Here is a 21318-nt window from a genome sequence, read left to right as displayed (position 1 = left end):
TGAAATTTGATTATGTAGGAGGGCTTTTTTGAATACTATATTCATGTTCATTTGTATTATATTAGTAGCTTCTATTTTACAAACGAGTACCGGTTTTGGCTTTTCTATTATGGCAACACCTTTCTTACTCATGTTATTTCTACCACAAGAAGCTATACAAATAAATATCATTTTATCATTCATTATTTCTATATCACTCATTTGGAAAATAAGAATGGACATTGATTGTATTCTACTGAAAAGATTAATTGTCGGCAGTATAGTTGGTGTTCCTTTTGGTATTTTCATTTTCGTTTCCATTAACATCAATACGTTTAAATTAGCAATTAGCATCTTGCTCTTACTATTAACGTTGATGCTAATCTGTAACTTTAAGATTCAATCAACAAAATCTAGAGATTTCTTAGCGGGAGGATTATCCGGTCTTTTAACGACAAGTATCGGTATGCCGGGACCACCTCTGTTACTGTACTTTACAGGAACTGATACAAAAAAAGAGAAGCTGAGAGCAACTACTTTAGCTTTTTATCTATTTATATATTTCATTAGTCTACTAACGCAAATACTCTTTACTGGCACAAACAAAACAATTTGGGAATCAAGTTTTTACGCTATTCCAATCGTATTTCTAGGTTTGTATATAGGTCAAATTATTTTCAAATGGCTTAATCAACGGATTTTTAAAATATTTACATACATCCTTTTAAGTTGCACGGGCATGTATCTTCTTATTGAAAGTTTGCATTCGTTATAGAAGTTGCTTTAGTTTGTGTCATAACGGATAAGTTTTCAATATTTTTAAACGTGCTAACAATAAAAAGCGGCTATTATGCCGCTTTTTATTTTCAAATTAAATATTTTAAAACTAGAAGCCCACCTATTGCTATTACAAAGACATTGAAAAAAATCATCCAACGTTTTTCAAATTCTTTATACCTCTCTTCTTTCACTCCACATTTTTTAGCTTTTCAATTAAAAGTGTTAATTCTTGATTATACTCTTTACTTCCTAATTGTATATAGTTATTATCTATAGTAATTCCATATACATTCTTCATTTTTTTATGTCTCGAAACTGCTTGAATTGAACTAATTAGCACATTGTACTCATTTATTTCTTTGAAATAACAATCTAACGATTTAATTCGTAATCTTGTATTTGTTAAAACAATGTAATAATAAAAAGCAGCACCTGCCGTTAATATATTCGGTATAACTTTAGAATTTACAAGACTCCCCTCTTCTACTAATATTTCGCATTCGATTTCTTCTCCTTCTTGTAAATCTTTCCGAACTGATTCTTCCAACATTTGCACCGTTAATTTCTTCAATAATTCTCCGTTTTTCACATAATACTTATCTATATTGATAGTCTCATCCGCTTCTTTCTCTAAACGTGCAATTTCTTCGTCTGAATATTGGAGCTCATTTAACATAGATAATAATCTTTTATCCATATTACACACTCCCTTTCCATAGTTTTTGAATTTTTTTCTTCCCACGAGAAATTCGATTGTATATATAATCCGCCGTTACTTTTAATTCTTTTGCAATATCGTCAATGGAATATCCATCAATGTACCTCTTTAAAAAGATATATCGATCTTTCTTATTTAAATCTTGGACTATTTCCATAATCTCTTCTTCTTGTTCTATTTCATACCTATCATGGACACCTGTATCTATCTCTACGTCTTTATCGACTTTATTCTCTTTATATACTTTCTTTTTATATTCCAATGTCTTTAATTTAGTAATACCAATCATCCAAGATTTGAAGTTTCCCTTTTCCATATCAAATTGTTCGATATGAAACCAAATGACAGTAAATACATCGTTATAACAATCATCCACATATTGTTTCTCCATAGGGCTACTTAATGATTTATGAATAATGTATAAAATTAATTTTCCATATTGATCAATTACTTCTTTCAAAGCATCTTGATCACGTTTTTTCATAGCTGTAATTAAATCCACTTCAGAATCGAAAATCATAAACATCTTCCTTCCTCAATTCCCCTTTAGCAGCTGCCTTTACTTACTATTGGCATTTCACTCTCATTTCCTATCACTTTTGTAAAAATTTTTTAATTTTTATGTATATGATAACAAATAAAATACCTAAGTTCAGAAAATGGTATCTACATTCTGAACTTAGGTATTAGCAATCAAACTATTCACTTAAACTAACATCTCATCACAAATCTCTGTTACATTTTTAAAATATTGCAAGTTCTCCTTCACTTCAGATCTGCCTTTTTACTCATTTCTTATTAAATCCTTTTTCACTTAAAAACTCTTTCATATGCATTCTTTTTTCTTTAGACATAAACGAACTCATTGATTCCGTCCATGTTGCGTTTTTCTTATTTGATGATCTTTCTTTATAATACGCGCTCATCGTTTCATCGTATTCGTTTAGTAATTCATCATATTTCTTTTCATCATATCCATTTTCATGAAGGATTGCTGCTACTGGTAAGCGTGGTTTTACTCCATGATCTTCATCTGGTACACCGACTGTCATTCCGAATACAGGATATACTTTATCCGGTAAATGAAGCAATTCGCTCACTTCTCTCGGATTATTACGAATACCACCAATATAACAAATACCGTATCCTAACGATTCTGCTGCTAACGCCAAGTTTTGCGCAAAGAGTGAAGCATCTACCGTTGCTACGATAAAGTCTTCTACTCCTTCATGCTTTATCTCTGTACCATGTTTTTCACATGCCATTTCAAGTCGTTTTAAATCTGCACAACAAACAAAGAATGCTGCGCAGTCCTTCACATGACGATTTCCGGATAACTCTGCTAGTTTCGCCTTTAAGTCTTGATCGGTTACATATATAACAGAGTAAGCCTGTACAAAATGCGAGGAAGCAGCATGCTGCGCAGCTTGCACCATTCTTTCTACTACATCTTTCGGAATGGATTCTTCTTTATATTTACGAACTGAAACGTGTTGCTCCATTTTATGTATCATCTCATTCATGAAAATCACTCCTTTTTTCTCTTCCTAATGAAAAATTAACATATCTTTTCCAATATTCACAACTTATAAGCACAAAAAGAGCAATTCTTTTTGAATTGCTCCTTTTAAAAGATCTATTAATACGGTAAATGAAATTATATCGACGATTTTTTCAATATATCGACTTACCAACAAATAACGACAAATTCATTCCAAATTATTCCTTATCTTATTACGCTGTTTTCAACACTTTAACACCTTTTACGATATTCCAAATGAAGTAATAAATCCCTACAAGAATGAACACTGCATATGTGATCATGATCCCAATTCCAGCACCGTCAGATTGATTGAATCCTAAACCGTATATTCCTGATATCGCTACCCCTCCGAATAAAATTGCATACGGGAAAGTATGTGACCAAAATGCTTTTTTCGCGTGATATTTCACTTCATCCTCTGCAACGAAGTACACGATAATTGGTAGTAAAAATGGTGCAAAAAAGATACTAAAGTAACATAGTGAAGATAATATATTATTTCCTTTCATCCGATTCACCTCTAAATAGTTTTTGTTATCTTCATTATGTCAGGAATCCATTCTAGAAACTATCGCTTTACCTTTCATTAAGATGACATATTTGTAAGATTCCCCTCAAAAAATCCCGCCTAGAATACTAGGCGGAATCACTTTCTCTATATTCGATTCATAAACCAATATTGCGTAATGGCTAAATATTCACGTATATTCGATGGAATGACAATTCGCTTTGGTGTTTCGGCCGGAAGACCTTCTAATTGTAAACCTTGCTTAGCTGCTATTTTTTTCGCTCTAAACATATGGAAGTCATTTGTTACGATCAATCCTTTTTTCATATTGTCCGGAATTAAAGGTTTTGAGAATTTAATATTTTCATCTGTACTCGTTGACTTATCTTCCATTATAATGCGGTCTTCTGCAATTTTTAGTTTTATTAATTCATTTTTCATTGCTAATGCTTCTGAAATATCTTCCCCTTTTCCTTTTCCTCCAGACACAATAGCAATTGCTTTCTCATGTGCTTTCAAATACTCAGCTGCTTTATCAATACGATATTGCAATGAGTACGATGGTTTCGTTCCGTTTACTTTCGAGCCTAATACAATGATATAATCAGCTTCATAGGTGGCATTCATTTGCCCATGCTTATAAATGTTATATTGTAAAAATCCCACATAAACGGCGCAAAGCATTATCATTCCTATCATATACTTCATTATTTTTTTCTTTCTCATATCTATATACTCCTATGTTCTTTGCTTCTTTCATGATAATATCCATTTATTTGTTTGTATACAGACAAATTCCAATTCAACCTAATTTATCCTCTAGAAAGTAATATTTATATTTCTTTCGGGAACAGTAAGTACAACTTTGCACGAAGGAGTGTCTCTATTGCTTCTCTTTTTATGTAACGTATCGTTCTTTTTTATCTTATTTTTACTATCACTTAAGATGCTCGGTAAATCAGCTTTAGCACAACTAACGCCTCATGATTTTGGTGCTATTATCTTTTTATCTTATTTAGCTTTTCAGGCCATACCAGTCTCTGGTGCTTTGCAAGCTTTTCTCGGTATGGTCGTTATTACATGTTTGCATTTAATCCTTACAAAATTAAGCCTATTCAACAAACTAAATCGTTTCATTCTCGGGCACCCGATTATTTTAATTAAACATGGTGATATTATTTTTGAGAACTTACAAAAAAGTAGGTATCCCATTGCTGAATTACTTTCTAATCTTCGCGTCGCAGGATACCCAAGTGTTCATGAAATTGAATACGCTATTTTAGAAGCGAATGGAGCCATTAGCATTTTACCAAAGCGTGAACTTGTCCCATTAACTCCGAAAGATTTGAACATAGATGTTAAGTATGCTGGATTACCAATTGCCCTTATCGTTGATTCACAAATTCAATACGATAACTTAAAGTTAATTCATAAGGACGAAAAGTGGTTATATAAAGAATTAAAAGAAAAAGGCATCACAAATATTAAAAACGTTGCCTTTGCGTCTGTTCAAGAAACGGATGGTTCTTTTGCTATTAGTTTAAAAGAATAAAAAATCCCCTTACTTGCTCAAGGGGATTTTCTTCATCATATTGCTTCTTTCTCGCCTGCCATGTTTAATGGCACAGGATGTTTCATACGATTCATCGTAAATACGATAATCGCTGTCAATACTTCCGCTACTGGCATAACGAGCCAAATTCCGTTTATCCCAAATAATTTCGGCATAATCCATAATAACGGAATAATAAATAGCAGCCCTCGGCTCATTATAATAAGTACTGATTTTGTCGTTTGTCGCACTGATTGGAAGTACTCTCCATACACAATGTTATAGCCTAAAAATACATATTGGATAAAGAACAAGCTCATACCTGTTAATGTTAACTCCAATAACTCTGGAGATTGGACATCAAATAGACCAATAATATATTTCCCGAAGAATAATCCGACAATTATTGCAACGCCTCCAAGTACAACTGCAATTTTCACTGCAAACTGCAATCCTTCACGAAGTCTCTCTGCTAAATTTGCACCATAATGGAAACTAGCAATCGGTTGTAATGCTGCACCTACACCAAAGAATAATAGCAATGTCATTGCATGAATACTATTCACCATCGCATAAGAAGCGACTCCTACTTCTCCTGCATATTGAACGAATGCAATATTAAAACCAATCGTTACAATCGCTACTGTACTTTCTGCTGTAAAGCTCGGGAAACCGATTATCATAATTTGTTTTACTGTATCCCATTCAAAATGGAATTTCGTCCATTTTAAAATACTACTTTTTCTAAAGAAATGCGTTAATAATACAAGGAAACCAATCGCTGCTGAAAGAATAGTTGCTGAAGCAGCTCCTGTTACGCCCCATTTAAAGATGAAAATAAAGATATAGTCAAACACTATATTTAATACAGCTGTTACAACTAAACCTGCCATTGCTAAATTAGGATTTCCATCATTTCGTATAAATGTACTTAAAATATTTTCTAAAACGTATATCATTCCAAATGTTAATAATACGTGTAAATAGTCTAACGCATACGGTAAAATTACTTCATTCGCACCGAATACGTATGCTAAATCTTCTATTCTCCATAAGCAAATTGCCGCTAAAACGCCTACAATAATGACTGCTACCGTCATGGATTGAGTAAAAATAGACCTTGCTCTTTCAATTTTATTTTCACCTAATGCAATGGAATATAACGTTGCCCCGCCCATTCCAATCCATAATGAAATAGAGAAGAAAATTGAAAACGCTGGAATAGCCACGTTTACTCCTGCCAATCCATTTGCTCCAACTCCCCGACTAATCATTACCGCATCAATTACAATATTAACCGACATTAATACCATTCCTAGAACAGCTGGTATTAAATAAGAAATAAATAAACTTTTTATCGGTTTTTCTCTTAATTTTTCTGTTGCTTCCATACTATTATGCTCCTTTTTTCAACTCTCTTTTCTTAGTTTAAACCTTCAAGTAACTTGAAGGTCAATAGAGAATTTAAAAAATAGGTAACTGAATTATCGTATTTAATACCCATTTGTAATGATACGAGTGCTACAGCTTATTGTTTTATTTTTTCATGATAGGAATTTGAATTTCTGTTACTTGCTCCTCTGGATTTTCTGTTACAGACCAATCGATTAATCCAATCTCAATCGCATCTCCACTTACTTCATATCCTTCTTGATCAATGTATGCAAGTAATTCCTTATACGTTGCATCTGTTTCTTCATACGGTCCATGATGATAAGAACAAGCATATAAACCTTCCTTAATCTCATCTGAATTATGCACTTCATACGGCATATAATCCAAAAGAATAAACACGCTACTATACGCTTGAAACTCATTTTGCATGAATCCTTTTTTCGCAACTGTTACACCAATATCTCCAGAAAATAAACTATCATCCATTTGCCTCATATTTTTTTGCAACGAATGAATGTAGTACTCAAACATATCATCCGTCGTATTCGGAGCAACCGCAATGGCTGTTATTTTTCGCCGCGGGATCTCTTTTATTACCATTTGTTTAGCTTTTGCTTTTGTTGCTTCCTTAATCAAATGAATTCTATGCTCCATTTTCGCCAAAGCATACTCAATTTCTCTTTGTTTTTTCAACATCATTTCTTGTTGTTTTTCCAACAAATTGAGTGCGTATGCTGGATTTCTTTCATCAATATATTTCTTAATTTCCTTTAATGGAATATTTAATTGGCGTAAAAACTTAATCGTATCTAATAGTGAAAATTGATCGATTGTGTAATAGCGATAATTTGTTTGTGGGTCCACAATGGACGGATGAAAAATTCCTTTTTCATCATAATAACGTAAAGTAGATTCCGCTATATTATGCATTTTTGCCATTTCTCCAATTGTAAAGCGTTTGTTTAATAACATCTTTTATTCCCTTCCATTTCTATTTATTTCATTATATGTTCATTCTATCTTCAAAACAAAAAAGAATTCCCTTAAGAGAATTCTTTTTATTCATCATTACACCTCTATAATTATAGGAAGAATCATCGGTTTTCTTTTCGTACTCGTATATATATACTTCCCTAAAGCTTCTCTTACTTCTCTTTTCAAAATACCCCAGCTATTCACTTTCTCTTTCTTTACATTATTAATCGTAATAACAGCTAATTTATTTAATTCCTTCAAAAATTCTTCTGAATCACGAACATAGACGAATCCACGAGAAATAATATCAGGACCTGAAATTATTTCTCCATCCACTTTATTAAAAGTAATAACTATAACGAGCATTCCATCTTCTGAAAGTTGTTTTCGATCACGTAATAATGCATTTCCAACATCACCAATTCCTAATCCATCTACATATATATTTCCTGCTTGTATTTTTCTCGATTGAATTGCCACTTGATTACTTATATCTACAACATCTCCATTACGAACGATAAAGATATTTTCTTTTTCGACACCAATTGATTCCGCTAGCAAGCTATGGTGATGTAGCATTCTAAACTCTCCATGAATGGGGAGAAAATATTTTGGCTTCATTAATGTGAGCATTAACTTTAATTCTTCTTGATATGCATGGCCAGATACATGGACTCCAGTAGAACTGCCTGATCCGTAAATCACTCTTGCCCCTAATGCAAATAAGTTATCGATAATTCGCGAAACATTACGTTCATTTCCTGGAATAGGAGTCGCAGCTATAATAACTGTATCTTCTGATAAAATATCTACTTGTCTATAGTTTCCACTAGCTAAACGCGCTAAAGCTGCCATTGGTTCTCCTTGACTTCCTGTACAAAGTATTGCGACCTGCTTTGGATCTAAATTATTTACCTCATTTGCTTCAATTAGCATACCATCTGGAATATTTAGATACCCTTTCTCTAGAGCAACTTCTACTACATTTACCATACTTCTGCCGAGCAAAGCCAGTTTTCGATTTGTTTTTATACAAGCTTCAACTATTTGCTGAACACGATTCACATTAGAAGCAAAAGTAGAAATAATCACTTTCCTATTTGCTTTCATAAATATTTCCTCTATCCGTTCCCCTACCGACCTTTCTGATGGGGTAAATCCAGGTCGTTCTGCATTTGTACTTTCAGATAGTAAAGCTAATACACCTTCACTACCTATTTTAGCCATTTTATGAATATCAGGATGTTGATTATTAACTGGTGTTAAATCAAATTTAAAATCACCTGTATGTACTATAGTACCTTCTGGTGTATGAAAAACAATACCGAGGCAATCTGGAATACTATGATTCGTTTTAAAGAAAGTTGTCTTAATAGTACCGAAATCAATTTCTGATTCTGAATGAATCACGATTAATTCTGTATCACCTTGAAGGTTATGTTCCTTTAATTTAATTTCAATTAAACCTAACGTTAACTTCGTCGCATAGATTGGTACGTTTAGTTGTTTTAAAAAATATGGTATTCCGCCAATGTGGTCTTCATGTCCATGCGTCACGACTAATCCGCGAATTTTTTCTTTATTTTCTTGTAAGTAGGTGACATCTGGAATGATTAAATCAATTCCTAATAAACTTTCATCTGGAAATTTTGATCCACAGTCAATAACGACAATATCATTTTCAAATTGAATAACATACATATTTTTCCCTATTTCATTTACTCCACCTAAAGCAACGATAGACACGTTGTTTTTTAATGAATTCAAACTATAAACCCTCCCTTTCACATTTATAACTCGTGAAATCGTATTTAGGCTTTATTATTTGTAATGAAAAAGGACTTCATACTATTTCATACATATATAAATTCACACGCTACTCTTATATGTATATCCCCAATTACACAGTCTCTCTCTAAAAAAAACCCCATTTTTTCATTGATTTTTTGTAAAATCTATTATATATTAATTACAGGTTCAAATTACGAGTTCAAAAGAACTTGTAATTAGACCCTTTGTTTAATGGGTTTTACATATTTTCATTAGGCAAATTCCGAGAAATCGTATGATAAAAATAAAAATGATAAGGAGAGGATCCGATGGAATTCGAATTTTTCTTTCAAATTGCACTTATTTTATTAAGTACAAAGCTTGCTGGTGATCTTAGTGTTAGATTAGGTCAACCTTCTGTACTAGGTAAATTAATTGTCGGTATCGTTATCGGTCCAGCTGTATTAGGTTGGATTGAAAATTCAGAGCTTCTAACACAATTAAGTAATGTTGGTGTTATTCTTTTAATGTTTATGGCAGGACTTGAAACAGACTTAGAGGAATTAAACGCAAATCGTAATTCTTCTTTAGCTGTTGCACTTGGAGGTATCATTCTTCCATTCGTAGGTGGTTACGTTTCTGGTCTTATTATGGGAATGGAACAAGGAAATGCTGTATTTTTAGGATTACTTCTATGTGCGACAAGTGTTAGTATTTCCGTACAAACACTTCGCGATTTAGGAAAGATGAAAACACGTGAAAGTACAACTATGCTGGGCGCAGCTGTATTTGATGACATTCTTGTCGTTATTTTATTAGCATTTGCAATGAGTTTCCTAGGTACAGACGATGTTAACTTAACAATGATTATCTTGAAGAAAGTTGTATTCTTCGCTTCTATTATTTTAATCGGATGGAAAGGTGTTCCTGCGATTATGCGCTGGTTATCACCGCTACGCGTATCTGAGTCTATCGTGAGCGCGGCTCTTATCATCTGTTTCTCATTCGCATATTTCGGCGAACTATTAGGAATTGCTGGTATTATCGGTGCTTTCGCAGCTGGTATCGCAATTTCTCAAACGAACTACAAACATGAGGTAGAAAAGAAAGTAGAACCAATTGCTTACGCTATGTTCGTTCCAGTATTCTTCGTAAGTATCGGTATGAATATTACATTTGACGGTATTGGCGATCAAATTTGGTTCATCCTAGCATTAACAGTAATCGCTGTATTAACGAAACTAATCGGTTGTGGCTTAGGTGCACGAATGACTGGATTTGACGCTAAGTCTTCTGCAATTATCGGTTCTGGAATGGTTTCTCGTGGTGAAGTTGCACTTATCATCGCAGGAACAGGACTTTCTTCAGGTCTACTAGCACAAGATTACTTTACAGCTATCGTTATTGTCGTTATTTTAACTACAATGATTACACCACCAATGTTAAAATACACTTTTGGTGCAAAAGATAAAGCAATGAAAGCAAGTAAATAAGTTTAATAAAAAAGAAGCTTACTATCTTATAAGATAGTAAGCTTCTTTTTCGTTTTATCTTTAAACAATCCCGTTCGTTTTTAACCATTTTTCAAAAATAATTCGCGCTTCATCATCATCAATATCATTACGAAATGAATACACCATAATGCCATAATCATCTACATATTCACCTAGCTTCATTTCCTCCACTTTCTTATAAAAATCGTCTACCTCATAGTGTGGAATATAAGCATCCCAAACTGGTTCATGTATTCTTTTGTACGCTGTCACTTCTAAATCATATCCATCTTCATAATATCCGATGTGATAATGTTGACTAGGATCATATTTCTTCATAATAATTTCCCTCCCTTTGAAAACGTATCATATTTCACCTAATAAAGTGAAACTTTAATCAGCCCTCACCAATCGGACTTTAATGGGCAGCCCGCCCCCCACCTAACTCCTTTGCTTTCGCTGCATTTTGAGGTGGGGGTCTTACTGCCCATTAAGTGGGATAAACAAAAGCGAGCTGTAATCACAGCTCGCTCAATTCATTAAATGCGTTCCATCGCTGTCTTCAACGTTCCAACAACAAAGGCAATTTCTTCACTTGAAATAACAAGTGGTGGCGCTAATGTTAAGACGTTATTATATCCTGCTGTTGTCATACCGTTTCTACCTATAATTAACCCTTTTTCTTTGCAAGCATTTACAACACTTGCAATTTTGTCGTTATCAATTGGCTCTTTCGTCTCTTTATCGTTTACTAGTTCAATTCCCACTAGTAGACCTTTTCCTCTAATATCTCCAACAAGTGGATGCTCCCCAATTTCTTCTTTTAATTGCTCTAATAAAAGAGAACCCATTTGCGCAGATCGCTCAATTAAATTTTCATTTTCCATAATTTCTAAGTTTTTAAGTGCTAGTGCACAAGCTGCAGGATTTCCACCAAATGTATTAATATGACGGAAGAATTCATATTCTCCCTTTCCTTTAAATGCTTCATATATTTCTTTTTTCACAGCTGTTGCTGATAATGGTAAATATGCACTCGTAATGCCTTTTGCCATTGTAATAATATCAGGCTTCACATCATAATTCATAAATCCAAATGCCTTTCCTGTACGTCCAAAACCGCAAATCACTTCATCGCTAATAAGCAGGGCACCGTGTTTTTGACACGTTTCATGAACAGCTTTCATATAGTCTTGTGGCGGCATTAAAATGCCTCCGCCTGTAATAATTGGTTCCATAATAAAAGCTGCAATCGTTTCACTTAGTTCCCATGTCATGACCCGATCTACTTCTTTTACACATTCTACATCATAAATGTTCTCTCTTTCTATTCCAGGCATACGATAACAATCTGGCGGCGTTACATGTAAAAATCCTGAAGCAAATGGCTCATATTGATATCTACGCTGTGCTTGTCCCGTCGCTGCCATCGTTGCCATTGTATTCCCATGATAGCCGCGGTAACGTGACATAAATTTATAACGATGTGGTTCACCTTTTTGCGCATAGTATTGTCTCGCTATTTTAAAAGCTGTTTCGTTCGCTTCCGAACCACTATTAGAGAAGAAAATAACATACTCTCCTCCAAGCCATTCATTTAATTTTTCTGCAAGCTTTATAGCCGGTTCATGTGATTGTGACATCGGAAAGTATGATAATGTTTGTAATTGCTTATAGGCCGCCTCTGCAAGCTCTTTTCTGCCATATCCACTATTCACACACCAAAGACCACTCATACCATCTAAATATCTTTTTCCTTGTATATCTTCAACCCAGCACCCTTCTGCTTTTGCCCCTACCATTGTACTATTTGGACTAAAGGGACGCATTCCGTGCCAAACATATTGCTCATCTTTTGCTAATAATTCATCAGTCTGTTTCGTTTTCATCATTTCTTCCACCTTCCATAACAACTTATTTTTCACAAAAGCTGCGCTGGTACCATGATGATTTAAATTTCTCCCTGCTTATTTTCATTCCACAAAATTAAGACAAATCCTACTTACAAAGCAGTATTATTTACAAGAAAATGACAAAAGAAAAAGGAGCTTTTCTTATCTATCGAAAAGCTCCTCTTTTTTAATGCGAAGACGCGTCACTAATACCATGCCCAGTATTAGATTTCACGAGAATTTCATCAAATTTCGCTGCATCTTCTTTCTTACTAGATAAAACAGTTCCTAAATACGCTGCAAGAAATCCGAGCGGAATCGAAATAATTCCAGGTGTCGTATATGGGAATATCGCTTCCCCAACAAATATAGCTTTTCCAGCTACAGGGTTCCATACATTTGGGCTTAACGCTACAAGAACAATAGCTGATACAAGACCAGCAATCATACCAGAGATGGCACCTGTTGTATTGAAGCGCTTCCAATATATTGTGAATAATATAACTGGCAAGTTTGCACTCGCTGCAACTGCAAATGCTAACGAAACTAAAAATGCTACGTTCAATGTTTGAGCAAATAACGCTAGTATAATAGATAATACAGCTACTCCAATAGACGCATAACGAGCCATGGATACTTGCTCTTTTTCCGTTGATTTCCCCTTACGGATAATTTCATTATAAAAATCATGTGCGAATGCGGATGCTGCTGTTAATACAAGGCCTGCCACTACAGCTAAAATCGTTGCAAAAGCAATTGCTGATACGAAAGCAAATAAGAAATCTCCGCCCAATGCTTTAGCTAATAAAGGTGCTGCCATATTACCAGCTGGATTTGCTTTAATAATTGCCTCATTTCCTACAAACGCTGCTGCCCCAAATCCTAAGAAAATCGTCATAATATAAAATGCGCCAATTAACCATGTCGCATATACAACAGATTGACGTGCCGTTTTTGCATCACGTACTGTAAAAAAGCGGACAAGAATATGTGGTAACCCTGCTGTACCAAGAACTAGTCCTAAATTTAAAGATAGCGTATCAAGACCATCTTTATACTTTACACCGGGATTTAAAAACGACTCTTTTAACGGAGTAGCTGTTTTCATTTGCGCGAACATTTCCGTCACACTGAAATTAAATTTGGCGAAAACGATTACAGAAATAATAAATGTACCAGCCATAAGTAATACAGCCTTAACGATTTGCACCCAGCTCGTCGCAGTCATACCACCAAAAATAACATACACAGTCATAAGTGTACCAACGATTAATACAGATGTTGTATATTCGATTCCTAATAATAATTTAATAAGTGCACCCGCACCAACTAATTGTGCAATCATATAAAAAATGGATATCGTCATCGTATTAAGCGCTGCAACTCCGCGAACTTTTTTCGCATCAAAACGCGCCGCAATCATATCTGCTAATGTGTATTTCCCCAAGTTTCTAAGCGGCTCTGCAACTAAGTATAGTACAACTAAATAAGCAACTAAGAAACCGATACTATAGAAGAAACCATCAAACCCAGTTAACGCGATCGCTCCCGCTATACCAAGAAAAGACGCAGCAGACATATAATCTCCCGCAATGGCCAGACCATTTTGCCAACCAGTTAATCCCCCTCCAGCTGTATAAAATTCACTCGCATTTTTCGTTTTCTTCGATGCAAAATAAGTTATGACGAGTGTACCAAGTACGATGATTAAAAATAGTGCAAAAGCGGTTGTATTCAAAGTCAGCCCCTCCCTTTTTGCATCTCTTGCAGAATGTTTTGTGAGATTTTATCAAAGGATTCAGCTTTTTTGCTGTAAATCATACATAATGACCACGTCATAATAAATTGTGCAAAAGCAAATATCCACGCCCACGTAACATCACCAAATGCCGGTGTATTGAGTACCTTTGAATACGATGTTAAAATAGGTAACGCAATAAAAAAACTTAAAAAGAAAATACTCATTGGAACGATGAACTTCTTTTTCGTATTTAATAACAATTGAAATTCTTCTGACTGAACAACCTCTGTATAATTCACCTCATTTTGTAACTTACGTGCTGACGTATCATCTCGTTTCATTCTCTAATCCCCTCTCTTACTGAAAGTACAATTCCCCCTTGTATACCCAAAAACTGAATTTTATAAATATTCAGAAACTTATTTTCATTTTAGACAATCCATACATTCCTGCAAAGATTTTTCGATAGACATTTTTCGGCATTTTCCCCTAAATTTTTAATATACTTTTTCAACATAAAATTCACGTGCCAGTGCAGCTTTCATACTCATTAAAACAAAAACAGAAGTAATGCTTATCGCACCACTTCTGTTTTTTTCTCTTTTTCTAAATTACGAGCTGTTTCGCTTAATTCAACGTCTTTTCCATCTTTAAGTGTTCCAAATATGAAATCGAATACTGGATTTGAAACACCAAACCAAAATTTTTCATTTTTATAATGGTGTAATATGTGCTGTTTTTTTAGCCACCTACCGAACTTGGTGACGGGACGAATTGGCTTATGTGCAATATAATGTTTCCATTCATAAACGAGAAGCATAATAATCATTCCGATTCCGAATGAAAGTGTAATGGTAACACTTTTTGTTATCACGTATGATATAAGTAAATATATAGTAAAGCTCGGTATACTAAACCATACAGGCAAAAATAAAAGTTTTAAATCATCTGGATATACGTGATGGTCATAATGTAATCTTCTTAGCATTTTTAATAAAAATACGTTTTTAGGTGGTTTTAAGTGAAATAAAAACCGGTGTGTCATATATTCGTTTAGCGTATAAAAAATAATCCCAAACAAACATGCTAACAAACCGATCCATGTAAAAAATTGCATTTTTAAAATAATAATAAAAACAAATAAAATACTATACATAATAACGATATCATGTTGTAAAAAGAACTCTTTCCCCACCCTCTTCATCTTCCTTCCCCCTTTTCAAAAGAAATAGTCGCAACATATCGTTACGACTATTTCTTTTCTATATCTTATTCTATACGCTTTACAAATTTGCCTGTTGCTCTATTGTCGAGAAAAAATTGTTCGGTCCAAATATATTTTGCTTTGGAATAATATGTTCTACCGCAAACACTGTTACTTCTCCTCTTTGTACCTCTCCAATGATAAGTCCAAATATTTCATGATTTACAGCAAACGTTGGTTGCTTTGTTTGTAGTAATCTTGCTGCATTATGAAATACCGCTTCATATAGTGGATTTCTATCAGTAATTTCTTTTCTGATTTTTGGCGCTAACGTAATAATGATTTCTTTTCCGTCAATAGTGGTTCGATACATAAAAATCTCCCCTTCAATCTTATGTGAACAACTGTAAAGCTTTGTATGCAAAATGGATAGAATATCCTACTAAAATAATACCTGCTCCGGCTGTTATATAGCCAAGTGCTTTTTGCTTTAATAATGTTCTGCCAAAATGGACAGAAAAAGCAATATTTACATTCCATAAAATAATACCAACGATAATACAAAGACTGTACAAAAAGGCTTCTTGTTTCGTTACCTTCGTAAGCAATGAGCTAAGTGTACTTCCGTATATACCAAACCAAAAAACAAGATTTAATGGATTGGATATCGCAATTAAAAAACCTGCCATAAACGATTGTTTAAGGCCGCCTACCTCTTCTTTTTTATATTCCATATTCGATTGAGAAATTCCTTGTTTTACACTTTGAAATCCTAAATAAAATAATAAGAAAAACCCTGTGCAATACATAAAAGCTTGTACATATGTATACATAAACAGAGAAGATAAACCGAAATAGATGAGAAGCATAAACAAAATATCTGCTGTCATTCCACCAATTCCAACAACCCACGCATGCCAAAAACCTCGTTCAATTCCTCGTTTTAACATTTCAATATTAATCGGACCTACTGGCGCAGCTAATGAAATACCTAATACAATTTGTTGTATAATTGCTCCAAACATCACTCTATCCTTTCTACTTCCTTTACTATTAAGTAATGATGTAATAATTAAAAATAGACTAGCTTTCCTCAAAATATTTACTACTAAAATACCCTTTTTTATCCAAAATATACAAAAGAGCCATCCAGATGATGACTCTTACTTTTCTATCTTATGAAGAAAAGGACATTTTCCTTTTAACGGTTCTACATCGTCTCCTATAAAGTATTGTTTCCATTCACGATGATCCGGATCACCATAATGACTAATGTTAGGATGTTTCGGCAGCTGATCCCACTTTTCAACTCGCTCACGGACCGTTTGCCTAGAATATGCTCCTTTAGGACGATCCCCTTCTAATCCATCAAATATAGTACGTGGCTGAAATCCAATAACGAGAGAATTTCCTAAATGCCTAGTTTTTCGTTGTTTATAGGCTGGTGCGTTTCCAAATGCGAATATCGGTTCCCCGCCAAATGAAAATTCCCATAAGTAATGATCTGGGTCTTCAGGAATTTGCTTTGGCCATGTTTCCTTATCGTTTTCATGTAAATATTGTAGTACTTTCCAAAAGTAATCACGGTAATATTCCAGTGATTGCTCCTCACATTCCGGTTCTACAAAAAGAAAAAATCCTCTTCTTACAATTGGACGCTCTTTCATTAACTCTAAAAAAGATAACATTGTATGTGGCAAATGACTCCAATCATTATGAGAGAGAAATGAATAACGAAGTTCATTCTTTTTTAAAGCTGTTAAGCCGAAATAGCACGGAAAAGTTGGTTCTAGCACAACACTCGAAAAATTTTGAAATTCCTTTGCAACCCAATTCGGTATGTCGTTTCTCGTTCTCATTCCTTCATTATCTAATAAATAAGACTCATTCATTCTTTCACCTCATTATGTATAGCGTTCAATTAAGACTATTACTTACTCGGCCTGTCCTATACCTATTAAAAAATTTGGCTAAAAAATTATTTAAAAATACAAAAAAATAAAATCGCTTACTTGACTAAATTCTCCCAATTCGTGTATATTTAAATTAATCATTTAGCAGAATATTCAAGATTATAGCATTTTTAGTTTATATTATCTTTTCAAATGAATTTCACTAAATGAAAAAACGTAAATGTTTTCTAGGAGGAATTGTAACATGCAAGGAAAAGTAAAATGGTTTAACAACGAAAAAGGTTTTGGATTTATCGAAATTGAAGGCGCTGACGATGTATTCGTACATTTCTCTGCTATTCAAGGCGAAGGCTACAAAGCTTTAGAAGAAGGTCAAGAAGTATCTTTCGATATCACTGAAGGAAACCGTGGACCTCAAGCTGCTAACGTAGTAAAACTTTAATCCAACATATGACAGGAGGTTACCTTACTTGGTAACCTCCTTTGTTATTCCTTTGTATATTTCCGTTTTCCAGAGCAAAAACTATGTGAAATGCGCACTATACAAAGGAGGAATTATTAATGGGATCAGAAGTAAATGATTTTGAAGAAGTGAAATTCCGTGTAGAAACAGCACAAAAAATGGTAGGATCAGCGACAATTTCAATGGATCCAGATACATTAGAGCATGCGACTACTGCTGTAGAAGCAGCTCGCTCTCAGCTTGAAATTATGAAATCTGTTGCAACAGATTTAGACGAGCCATTTTTAATAAATGAGGAAAAGAAATTAAGCGAGTGCGAGCATCAATTAAATGAAGCGAAGCACTAAAAAACATCCAGAGAGTTTTCTCTGGATGTTTTTTCATGACAACTGTTCCCCATATTTTTTCAATGTTTCTCCAACTGTACATTGTCTTATACAAAAGGAATGAGCATAATACTTACTATTTGTCTTTCGATTATGTTCTCGCAAAAAACATCCTTCACAATACGTTTCTAATAAGTCATTTACCTCTGTAATGAGTTGCTTTTTATCCACTCTTGCACCTCTCTATTCGGTTATTTCTTTATGACTATCAATCACTGTTCCTTCTAATGCTTGCGTAGCTAATTGATGTGCTTCTTTATTTTGTTTTCTTGATATAGGCTCACATACAAGTTTTAATTTCATTTGCTTCGCCTTTTGCTCAATTTGATCTAAATAATGATTTAAATGTTCATCATAACAAGGCCATTCTCCAGCCAATTGCTGCAGTACAACTTGAGAATCTCCGCGAAGCGTGACCGCTTCATACTTAATCCCTAATTCCTCGAGTATATTCATGCTATATAGTAATGATGCATATTCCGCTTCATTATTATCATATATGCCTTCTATATATGCATTACGGCGAATTCGGTAGTTTTTATTTCCTTTTTTATAGTACACACATATACCTACTCCAGCTTCTTTCGTCTGCACATCATAACCACCATCAAAATAAACGAGTATTTCTTGAGGCTCATCCTCCACTTGCTTACTCAGTTTTTTCATTTCTTTTAATGACCATTCTGCATCCATTTCATCGTAAAATAATAATTCTTTCACTCTTCCTGTTTTCTCGAAATCCTCTGCAAATTGAAGTACTTCTTCTATGTTCATATAATCTGTCGTTAAGTCCGTCTGCAAACCGCGCTTTGTTTTATACAACCAATGAATTTTATATTTCATACTAAATTCCCCTTATATAAGACTTCTTATATGTAGCCAGCTAATGAAAGCCTCACTTTATTTTATTATATTTTATCAAGAGTCAAAGAATTATATTCAATATTATCACATGCAAAAAGAGCTATCCCTATAGGAATAGCTCTTTCATCTATTACATAAATCTTTCAAATTGTACTCGTTTATTAATCCAGTACATTACAGGCATACCAATCGCCATAACAACAAATTCACCGATTGCACATGTTAACCAAGTCAACATAAATGGTAAATCAAATGCAAGATGAAGTTCAATTGCAATCATAAACATTGTAATTGTAAAAATAACTGTATTAAAAATCATACGAGCCCAAACACCTTTAATAAATCGCATAGAAATAATCGTTGCAACTAATGCAAGAATAGATTGCCCTACTCCAAATACTAAATCGTAAGCGATCATAGGTGAGAAAAAGAGATTCGTTAAAAATACACCTAATACAATTCCGTAAATTGCTTTCTTATTAAATACAACGAGATGATTAAACATCTCTGAAATACGAAACTGTACATTCGTAAAGCCAAATGGCTGAATAAGCATAGAAACAGCAATATATAATGCCGCTAAAATACCATTACCGACTAAAGTTCTAATATTCATGACAAAATCTCCTTAGTTTTTTTACGTGGGATGGTTTCGAACCACGTTATTCGTTTTTTTAGCAACAAGATTATATTTTACGCGGTAGCCCCCCTTTCGTCAATAGATTCCTACCATGAACTACCCTTTTTCTTTTAGACAACGTATAATGAAATATATGAAAGATTTAGGAGGTTTTACTTCATGACTGCAACAATTCAAAATGAAAAAGTGATCGTTACCATCTCTGACAAAGGTGCAGAATTACAAAGCGTTCGCTTAAAAGAAGACAATACAGAATACTTATGGCAAGGTGATGCTACTTATTGGGGACGCCGTGCACCAATTTTATTCCCAATCGTCGGCCGATTAGTAGATAATACATACTACGTAGATGGTAAACCTTATTCTTTAACACAACACGGCTTTGCTCGTGATCTTACATTCTCTGTAGAAGAACAAAGTGAAACGAAAATCACCTACATTGTAACTAGTAATGAAGAAACATTAAAAAAATACCCATACGAATTCGAATTACTCGTTTCTTATGAACTAGACGGACAAACCGTTCATGTAACATACGAAGTAAATAACCCTACTTCAAAAGAGATGTTCTTCTCAATCGGGGCGCATCCTGGTTTCAATTTCCCGTTATTAGAAGGCGAATCATTTACAGATTACCATCTATCATTTAATGGTTCTGAACGCTTAGAAACAAGTGTATTAGAAGGACCTTACCTTTCAAATAAAAAGCAATTAATCGCTGAAAGTACAAATGAATTACCACTTACATACGACCTATTTAAAAATGATGCGCTTATTTTTGAAAATATGAATACGGATGAAATCTCTATTCGTTCTCATAAACATAATAAATTTGTAAAAGTAGAATTTGACGGATTCCCATTTGTCGGCGTATGGACACCAGGCGAGAACGCACCTTTCCTATGTATCGAACCTTGGTACGGGATCGCTGATGAAGTAAATCCTGCAAAAGATTTCAAGGAAAAAAAAGGAATTCAATCTTTACAAGCGAATGAAACATTTACATGTCGTTATAGTATTACAATCGGCTAAGTTACTCTATCCCCTACTTCAATGAAACATATAGGTAGGGGATCATCTTATCATTTGGAGGTTTCTCATTTTGATTGAAGTATATATTGATGGTGCATCAAAAGGAAATCCTGGTCCTTCTGGTGCAGGCGTATTTATTAAAGGGGTTCAACCCGCTGTACAATTATCATTCCCCCTTGGGACAATGTCCAATCATGAAGCGGAATACCACGCTTTACTTGCGGCATTAAAATATTGCACGGAGCATAATTATAACATTGTCTCTTTTCGTACAGATTCGCAACTTGTTGAGCGAGCTGTCGAAAAAGAATACGCAAAAAATAAAATGTTTGCACCACTATTAGAGGAAGCACTGCAGTACATAAAAAGTTTCGATCTCTTTTTTATTAAGTGGATTCCAAGTAGTCAAAATAAAGTTGCTGATGAATTAGCTAGAAAAGCTATCTTACAAAATTAACGGGGGTATGAGT

General features: G+C 34.1%; 25 protein-coding genes, 1 pseudogene and 1 riboswitch. Of the genes and pseudogenes, 7 read left to right on the top strand and 19 right to left on the bottom strand.

Going from position 1 to position 21318, the window contains the following annotated elements; translation table 11 throughout:
* Positions 1-28: 28 nt before the first annotated feature.
* Positions 29-754 (top strand): sulfite exporter TauE/SafE family protein, encoded by a 726-nt coding sequence (locus tag PDQ68_RS08120; protein ID WP_001092071.1) that lies wholly within the window; start codon positions 29-31, stop codon positions 752-754.
* A gap of 91 nt (positions 755-845) precedes the next feature.
* Here the strand turns inward: PDQ68_RS08120 and PDQ68_RS08115 are convergent.
* The 5 genes and pseudogenes from PDQ68_RS08115 to PDQ68_RS08095 form a co-directional block, all read right to left on the bottom strand.
* Positions 846-1456, bottom strand: a pseudogene (locus PDQ68_RS08115) (flagellar motor switch protein FliG).
* A 1-nt stretch (position 1457) separates the two neighbouring features.
* Positions 1458-2003 carry a sigma-70 family RNA polymerase sigma factor gene (locus PDQ68_RS08110; RefSeq protein WP_029141091.1) on the bottom strand — a complete coding sequence of 182 codons (546 nt, stop codon included), beginning with the start codon at positions 2001-2003 and terminating at the stop codon, positions 1458-1460.
* Between the two features lie 262 nt (positions 2004-2265).
* A complete protein-coding gene (nfsA, locus tag PDQ68_RS08105) occupies positions 2266-3000 on the bottom strand; it encodes an oxygen-insensitive NADPH nitroreductase (protein ID WP_061184036.1) in 735 nt (244 codons plus the stop codon).
* A gap of 211 nt (positions 3001-3211) precedes the next feature.
* Positions 3212-3529 carry a magnetosome magnetite crystal formation protein family gene (locus PDQ68_RS08100; protein ID WP_061184035.1) on the bottom strand — a complete coding sequence of 106 codons (318 nt, stop codon included), beginning with the start codon at positions 3527-3529 and terminating at the stop codon, positions 3212-3214.
* Between the two features lie 146 nt (positions 3530-3675).
* Entirely contained in the window at positions 3676-4227 is a 552-nt protein-coding gene (locus PDQ68_RS08095) for a YdcF family protein (protein ID WP_321175370.1), read from the bottom strand.
* A gap of 187 nt (positions 4228-4414) precedes the next feature.
* On the opposite strand from PDQ68_RS08095, the gene PDQ68_RS08090 reads away from it, so the two are divergent.
* A complete protein-coding gene (locus PDQ68_RS08090; protein ID WP_000923931.1) occupies positions 4415-5080 on the top strand; it encodes a DUF421 domain-containing protein in 666 nt (221 codons plus the stop codon).
* A gap of 35 nt (positions 5081-5115) precedes the next feature.
* On the opposite strand, the gene PDQ68_RS08085 is transcribed toward PDQ68_RS08090, so the two are convergent.
* The 3 genes from PDQ68_RS08085 to PDQ68_RS08075 all read right to left on the bottom strand — a co-directional run bounded on the left by PDQ68_RS08085 (position 5116) and on the right by PDQ68_RS08075 (position 9217).
* Positions 5116-6471: an MATE family efflux transporter gene (locus tag PDQ68_RS08085; protein WP_000388382.1), complete on the bottom strand. Its 1356-nt coding sequence runs from the start codon at positions 6469-6471 to the stop codon at positions 5116-5118.
* A 145-nt stretch (positions 6472-6616) separates the two neighbouring features.
* A complete protein-coding gene (locus PDQ68_RS08080; RefSeq protein ID WP_000925926.1) occupies positions 6617-7447 on the bottom strand; it encodes a MerR family transcriptional regulator in 831 nt (276 codons plus the stop codon).
* 96 nt (positions 7448-7543) lie between these two features.
* The gene (locus tag PDQ68_RS08075) at positions 7544-9217 is read right to left on the bottom strand and encodes a ribonuclease J (protein ID WP_061184033.1); all 1674 of its coding nucleotides are present in this window, start codon (positions 9215-9217) and stop codon (positions 7544-7546) included.
* A 332-nt stretch (positions 9218-9549) separates the two neighbouring features.
* On the opposite strand from PDQ68_RS08075, the gene PDQ68_RS08070 reads away from it, so the two are divergent.
* Positions 9550-10713, top strand: a complete 1164-nt coding sequence (locus tag PDQ68_RS08070) for a cation:proton antiporter (protein ID WP_000393887.1) — start codon at positions 9550-9552, stop codon at positions 10711-10713.
* 60 nt (positions 10714-10773) lie between these two features.
* Here the strand turns inward: PDQ68_RS08070 and PDQ68_RS08065 are convergent, their stop codons facing one another.
* The 8 genes from PDQ68_RS08065 to PDQ68_RS08030 form a co-directional block, all read right to left on the bottom strand.
* Complete coding sequence (locus PDQ68_RS08065) at positions 10774-11052, bottom strand: DUF3986 family protein (protein WP_016717048.1); 279 nt, start codon at positions 11050-11052, stop codon at positions 10774-10776.
* 200 nt (positions 11053-11252) lie between these two features.
* Positions 11253-12602, bottom strand: a complete 1350-nt coding sequence (locus tag PDQ68_RS08060; protein WP_000850971.1) for an aspartate aminotransferase family protein — start codon at positions 12600-12602, stop codon at positions 11253-11255.
* A 190-nt stretch (positions 12603-12792) separates the two neighbouring features.
* Positions 12793-14343 carry a solute symporter family protein gene (locus tag PDQ68_RS08055; RefSeq protein ID WP_001098251.1) on the bottom strand — a complete coding sequence of 517 codons (1551 nt, stop codon included), beginning with the start codon at positions 14341-14343 and terminating at the stop codon, positions 12793-12795.
* A gap of 2 nt (positions 14344-14345) precedes the next feature.
* Entirely contained in the window at positions 14346-14687 is a 342-nt protein-coding gene (locus PDQ68_RS08050; RefSeq protein WP_000817374.1) for a DUF485 domain-containing protein, read from the bottom strand.
* Positions 14688-14920: 233 nt separating this feature from the next.
* Positions 14921-15550, bottom strand: coding sequence for a sterol desaturase family protein (locus PDQ68_RS08045; RefSeq protein ID WP_000832152.1), 630 nt, complete (start codon positions 15548-15550; stop codon positions 14921-14923).
* 79 nt (positions 15551-15629) lie between these two features.
* On the bottom strand, positions 15630-15923 hold the full coding sequence (locus PDQ68_RS08040) for a hypothetical protein (protein WP_000286361.1): 294 nt from the start codon (positions 15921-15923) through the stop codon (positions 15630-15632).
* Positions 15924-15942: 19 nt separating this feature from the next.
* Positions 15943-16575 (bottom strand): LysE family transporter, encoded by a 633-nt coding sequence (locus PDQ68_RS08035; RefSeq protein ID WP_000466557.1) that lies wholly within the window; start codon positions 16573-16575, stop codon positions 15943-15945.
* Positions 16576-16713: 138 nt separating this feature from the next.
* Positions 16714-17442: a YqcI/YcgG family protein gene (locus tag PDQ68_RS08030; protein ID WP_016717045.1), complete on the bottom strand. Its 729-nt coding sequence runs from the start codon at positions 17440-17442 to the stop codon at positions 16714-16716.
* Between the two features lie 265 nt (positions 17443-17707).
* On the opposite strand from PDQ68_RS08030, the gene cspB reads away from it, so the two are divergent.
* Entirely contained in the window at positions 17708-17905 is a 198-nt protein-coding gene (cspB, locus tag PDQ68_RS08025; protein WP_001161727.1) for a cold shock-like protein CspB, read from the top strand.
* Positions 17906-18024: 119 nt separating this feature from the next.
* The gene (locus PDQ68_RS08020; protein ID WP_000534391.1) at positions 18025-18273 is read left to right on the top strand and encodes a DUF2564 family protein; all 249 of its coding nucleotides are present in this window, start codon (positions 18025-18027) and stop codon (positions 18271-18273) included.
* Between the two features lie 33 nt (positions 18274-18306).
* On the opposite strand, the gene PDQ68_RS08015 is transcribed toward PDQ68_RS08020, so the two are convergent.
* The 3 genes from PDQ68_RS08015 to PDQ68_RS08005 form a co-directional block, all read right to left on the bottom strand.
* Positions 18307-18483, bottom strand: a complete 177-nt coding sequence (locus PDQ68_RS08015; RefSeq protein ID WP_000358801.1) for a zinc-finger domain-containing protein — start codon at positions 18481-18483, stop codon at positions 18307-18309.
* Positions 18484-18495: 12 nt separating this feature from the next.
* Positions 18496-19155, bottom strand: coding sequence for a ribonuclease H family protein (locus PDQ68_RS08010; RefSeq protein ID WP_000875522.1), 660 nt, complete (start codon positions 19153-19155; stop codon positions 18496-18498).
* A gap of 151 nt (positions 19156-19306) precedes the next feature.
* A complete protein-coding gene (locus PDQ68_RS08005) occupies positions 19307-19792 on the bottom strand; it encodes a QueT transporter family protein (RefSeq protein ID WP_001026467.1) in 486 nt (161 codons plus the stop codon).
* 6 nt (positions 19793-19798) lie between these two features.
* A riboswitch (PreQ1 riboswitch) is annotated at positions 19799-19843 on the bottom strand.
* 132 nt (positions 19844-19975) lie between these two features.
* On the opposite strand from PDQ68_RS08005, the gene PDQ68_RS08000 reads away from it, so the two are divergent.
* Both PDQ68_RS08000 and PDQ68_RS07995 read left to right on the top strand, forming a co-directional pair.
* A complete protein-coding gene (locus PDQ68_RS08000) occupies positions 19976-20848 on the top strand; it encodes an aldose 1-epimerase family protein (protein ID WP_061184032.1) in 873 nt (290 codons plus the stop codon).
* A 70-nt stretch (positions 20849-20918) separates the two neighbouring features.
* Positions 20919-21305 carry a reverse transcriptase-like protein gene (locus tag PDQ68_RS07995; protein ID WP_000573869.1) on the top strand — a complete coding sequence of 129 codons (387 nt, stop codon included), beginning with the start codon at positions 20919-20921 and terminating at the stop codon, positions 21303-21305.
* The last annotated feature ends 13 nt before the right edge of the window (positions 21306-21318 follow it).

Origin of the sequence: Bacillus cereus group sp. Bc010 (genome assembly GCF_027716745.1) — a bacterium.
GTDB lineage: Bacteria > Bacillota > Bacilli > Bacillales > Bacillaceae_G > Bacillus_A > Bacillus_A pacificus.
This window is presented reverse-complemented; position numbering and strand designations above follow the sequence as displayed.

What these genes read in the sequence shown, in the direction of transcription:
- PDQ68_RS08110 (WP_029141091.1), bottom strand. Translation starts at nt 2,003, where the DNA reads ATGTTTATGATTTTCGATTCTGAAGTGGATTTAATTACAGCTATGAAA.
- nfsA (WP_061184036.1), bottom strand. Translation starts at nt 3,000, where the DNA reads ATGAATGAGATGATACATAAAATGGAGCAACACGTTTCAGTTCGTAAA.
- PDQ68_RS08100 (WP_061184035.1), bottom strand. Translation starts at nt 3,529, where the DNA reads ATGAAAGGAAATAATATATTATCTTCACTATGTTACTTTAGTATCTTT.
- PDQ68_RS08095 (WP_321175370.1), bottom strand. Translation starts at nt 4,227, where the DNA reads ATGATAGGAATGATAATGCTTTGCGCCGTTTATGTGGGATTTTTACAA.
- PDQ68_RS08085 (WP_000388382.1), bottom strand. Translation starts at nt 6,471, where the DNA reads ATGGAAGCAACAGAAAAATTAAGAGAAAAACCGATAAAAAGTTTATTT.
- PDQ68_RS08080 (WP_000925926.1), bottom strand. Translation starts at nt 7,447, where the DNA reads ATGTTATTAAACAAACGCTTTACAATTGGAGAAATGGCAAAAATGCAT.
- PDQ68_RS08070 (WP_000393887.1), top strand. Translation starts at nt 9,550, where the DNA reads ATGGAATTCGAATTTTTCTTTCAAATTGCACTTATTTTATTAAGTACA.
- PDQ68_RS08065 (WP_016717048.1), bottom strand. Translation starts at nt 11,052, where the DNA reads ATGAAGAAATATGATCCTAGTCAACATTATCACATCGGATATTATGAA.
- PDQ68_RS08060 (WP_000850971.1), bottom strand. Translation starts at nt 12,602, where the DNA reads ATGAAAACGAAACAGACTGATGAATTATTAGCAAAAGATGAGCAATAT.
- PDQ68_RS08050 (WP_000817374.1), bottom strand. Translation starts at nt 14,687, where the DNA reads ATGAAACGAGATGATACGTCAGCACGTAAGTTACAAAATGAGGTGAAT.
- PDQ68_RS08045 (WP_000832152.1), bottom strand. Translation starts at nt 15,550, where the DNA reads ATGAAGAGGGTGGGGAAAGAGTTCTTTTTACAACATGATATCGTTATT.
- PDQ68_RS08040 (WP_000286361.1), bottom strand. Translation starts at nt 15,923, where the DNA reads ATGTATCGAACCACTATTGACGGAAAAGAAATCATTATTACGTTAGCG.
- PDQ68_RS08035 (WP_000466557.1), bottom strand. Translation starts at nt 16,575, where the DNA reads ATGTTTGGAGCAATTATACAACAAATTGTATTAGGTATTTCATTAGCT.
- PDQ68_RS08030 (WP_016717045.1), bottom strand. Translation starts at nt 17,442, where the DNA reads ATGAATGAGTCTTATTTATTAGATAATGAAGGAATGAGAACGAGAAAC.
- cspB (WP_001161727.1), top strand. Translation starts at nt 17,708, where the DNA reads ATGCAAGGAAAAGTAAAATGGTTTAACAACGAAAAAGGTTTTGGATTT.
- PDQ68_RS08020 (WP_000534391.1), top strand. Translation starts at nt 18,025, where the DNA reads ATGGGATCAGAAGTAAATGATTTTGAAGAAGTGAAATTCCGTGTAGAA.
- PDQ68_RS08010 (WP_000875522.1), bottom strand. Translation starts at nt 19,155, where the DNA reads ATGAAATATAAAATTCATTGGTTGTATAAAACAAAGCGCGGTTTGCAG.
- PDQ68_RS08005 (WP_001026467.1), bottom strand. Translation starts at nt 19,792, where the DNA reads ATGAATATTAGAACTTTAGTCGGTAATGGTATTTTAGCGGCATTATAT.
- PDQ68_RS08000 (WP_061184032.1), top strand. Translation starts at nt 19,976, where the DNA reads ATGACTGCAACAATTCAAAATGAAAAAGTGATCGTTACCATCTCTGAC.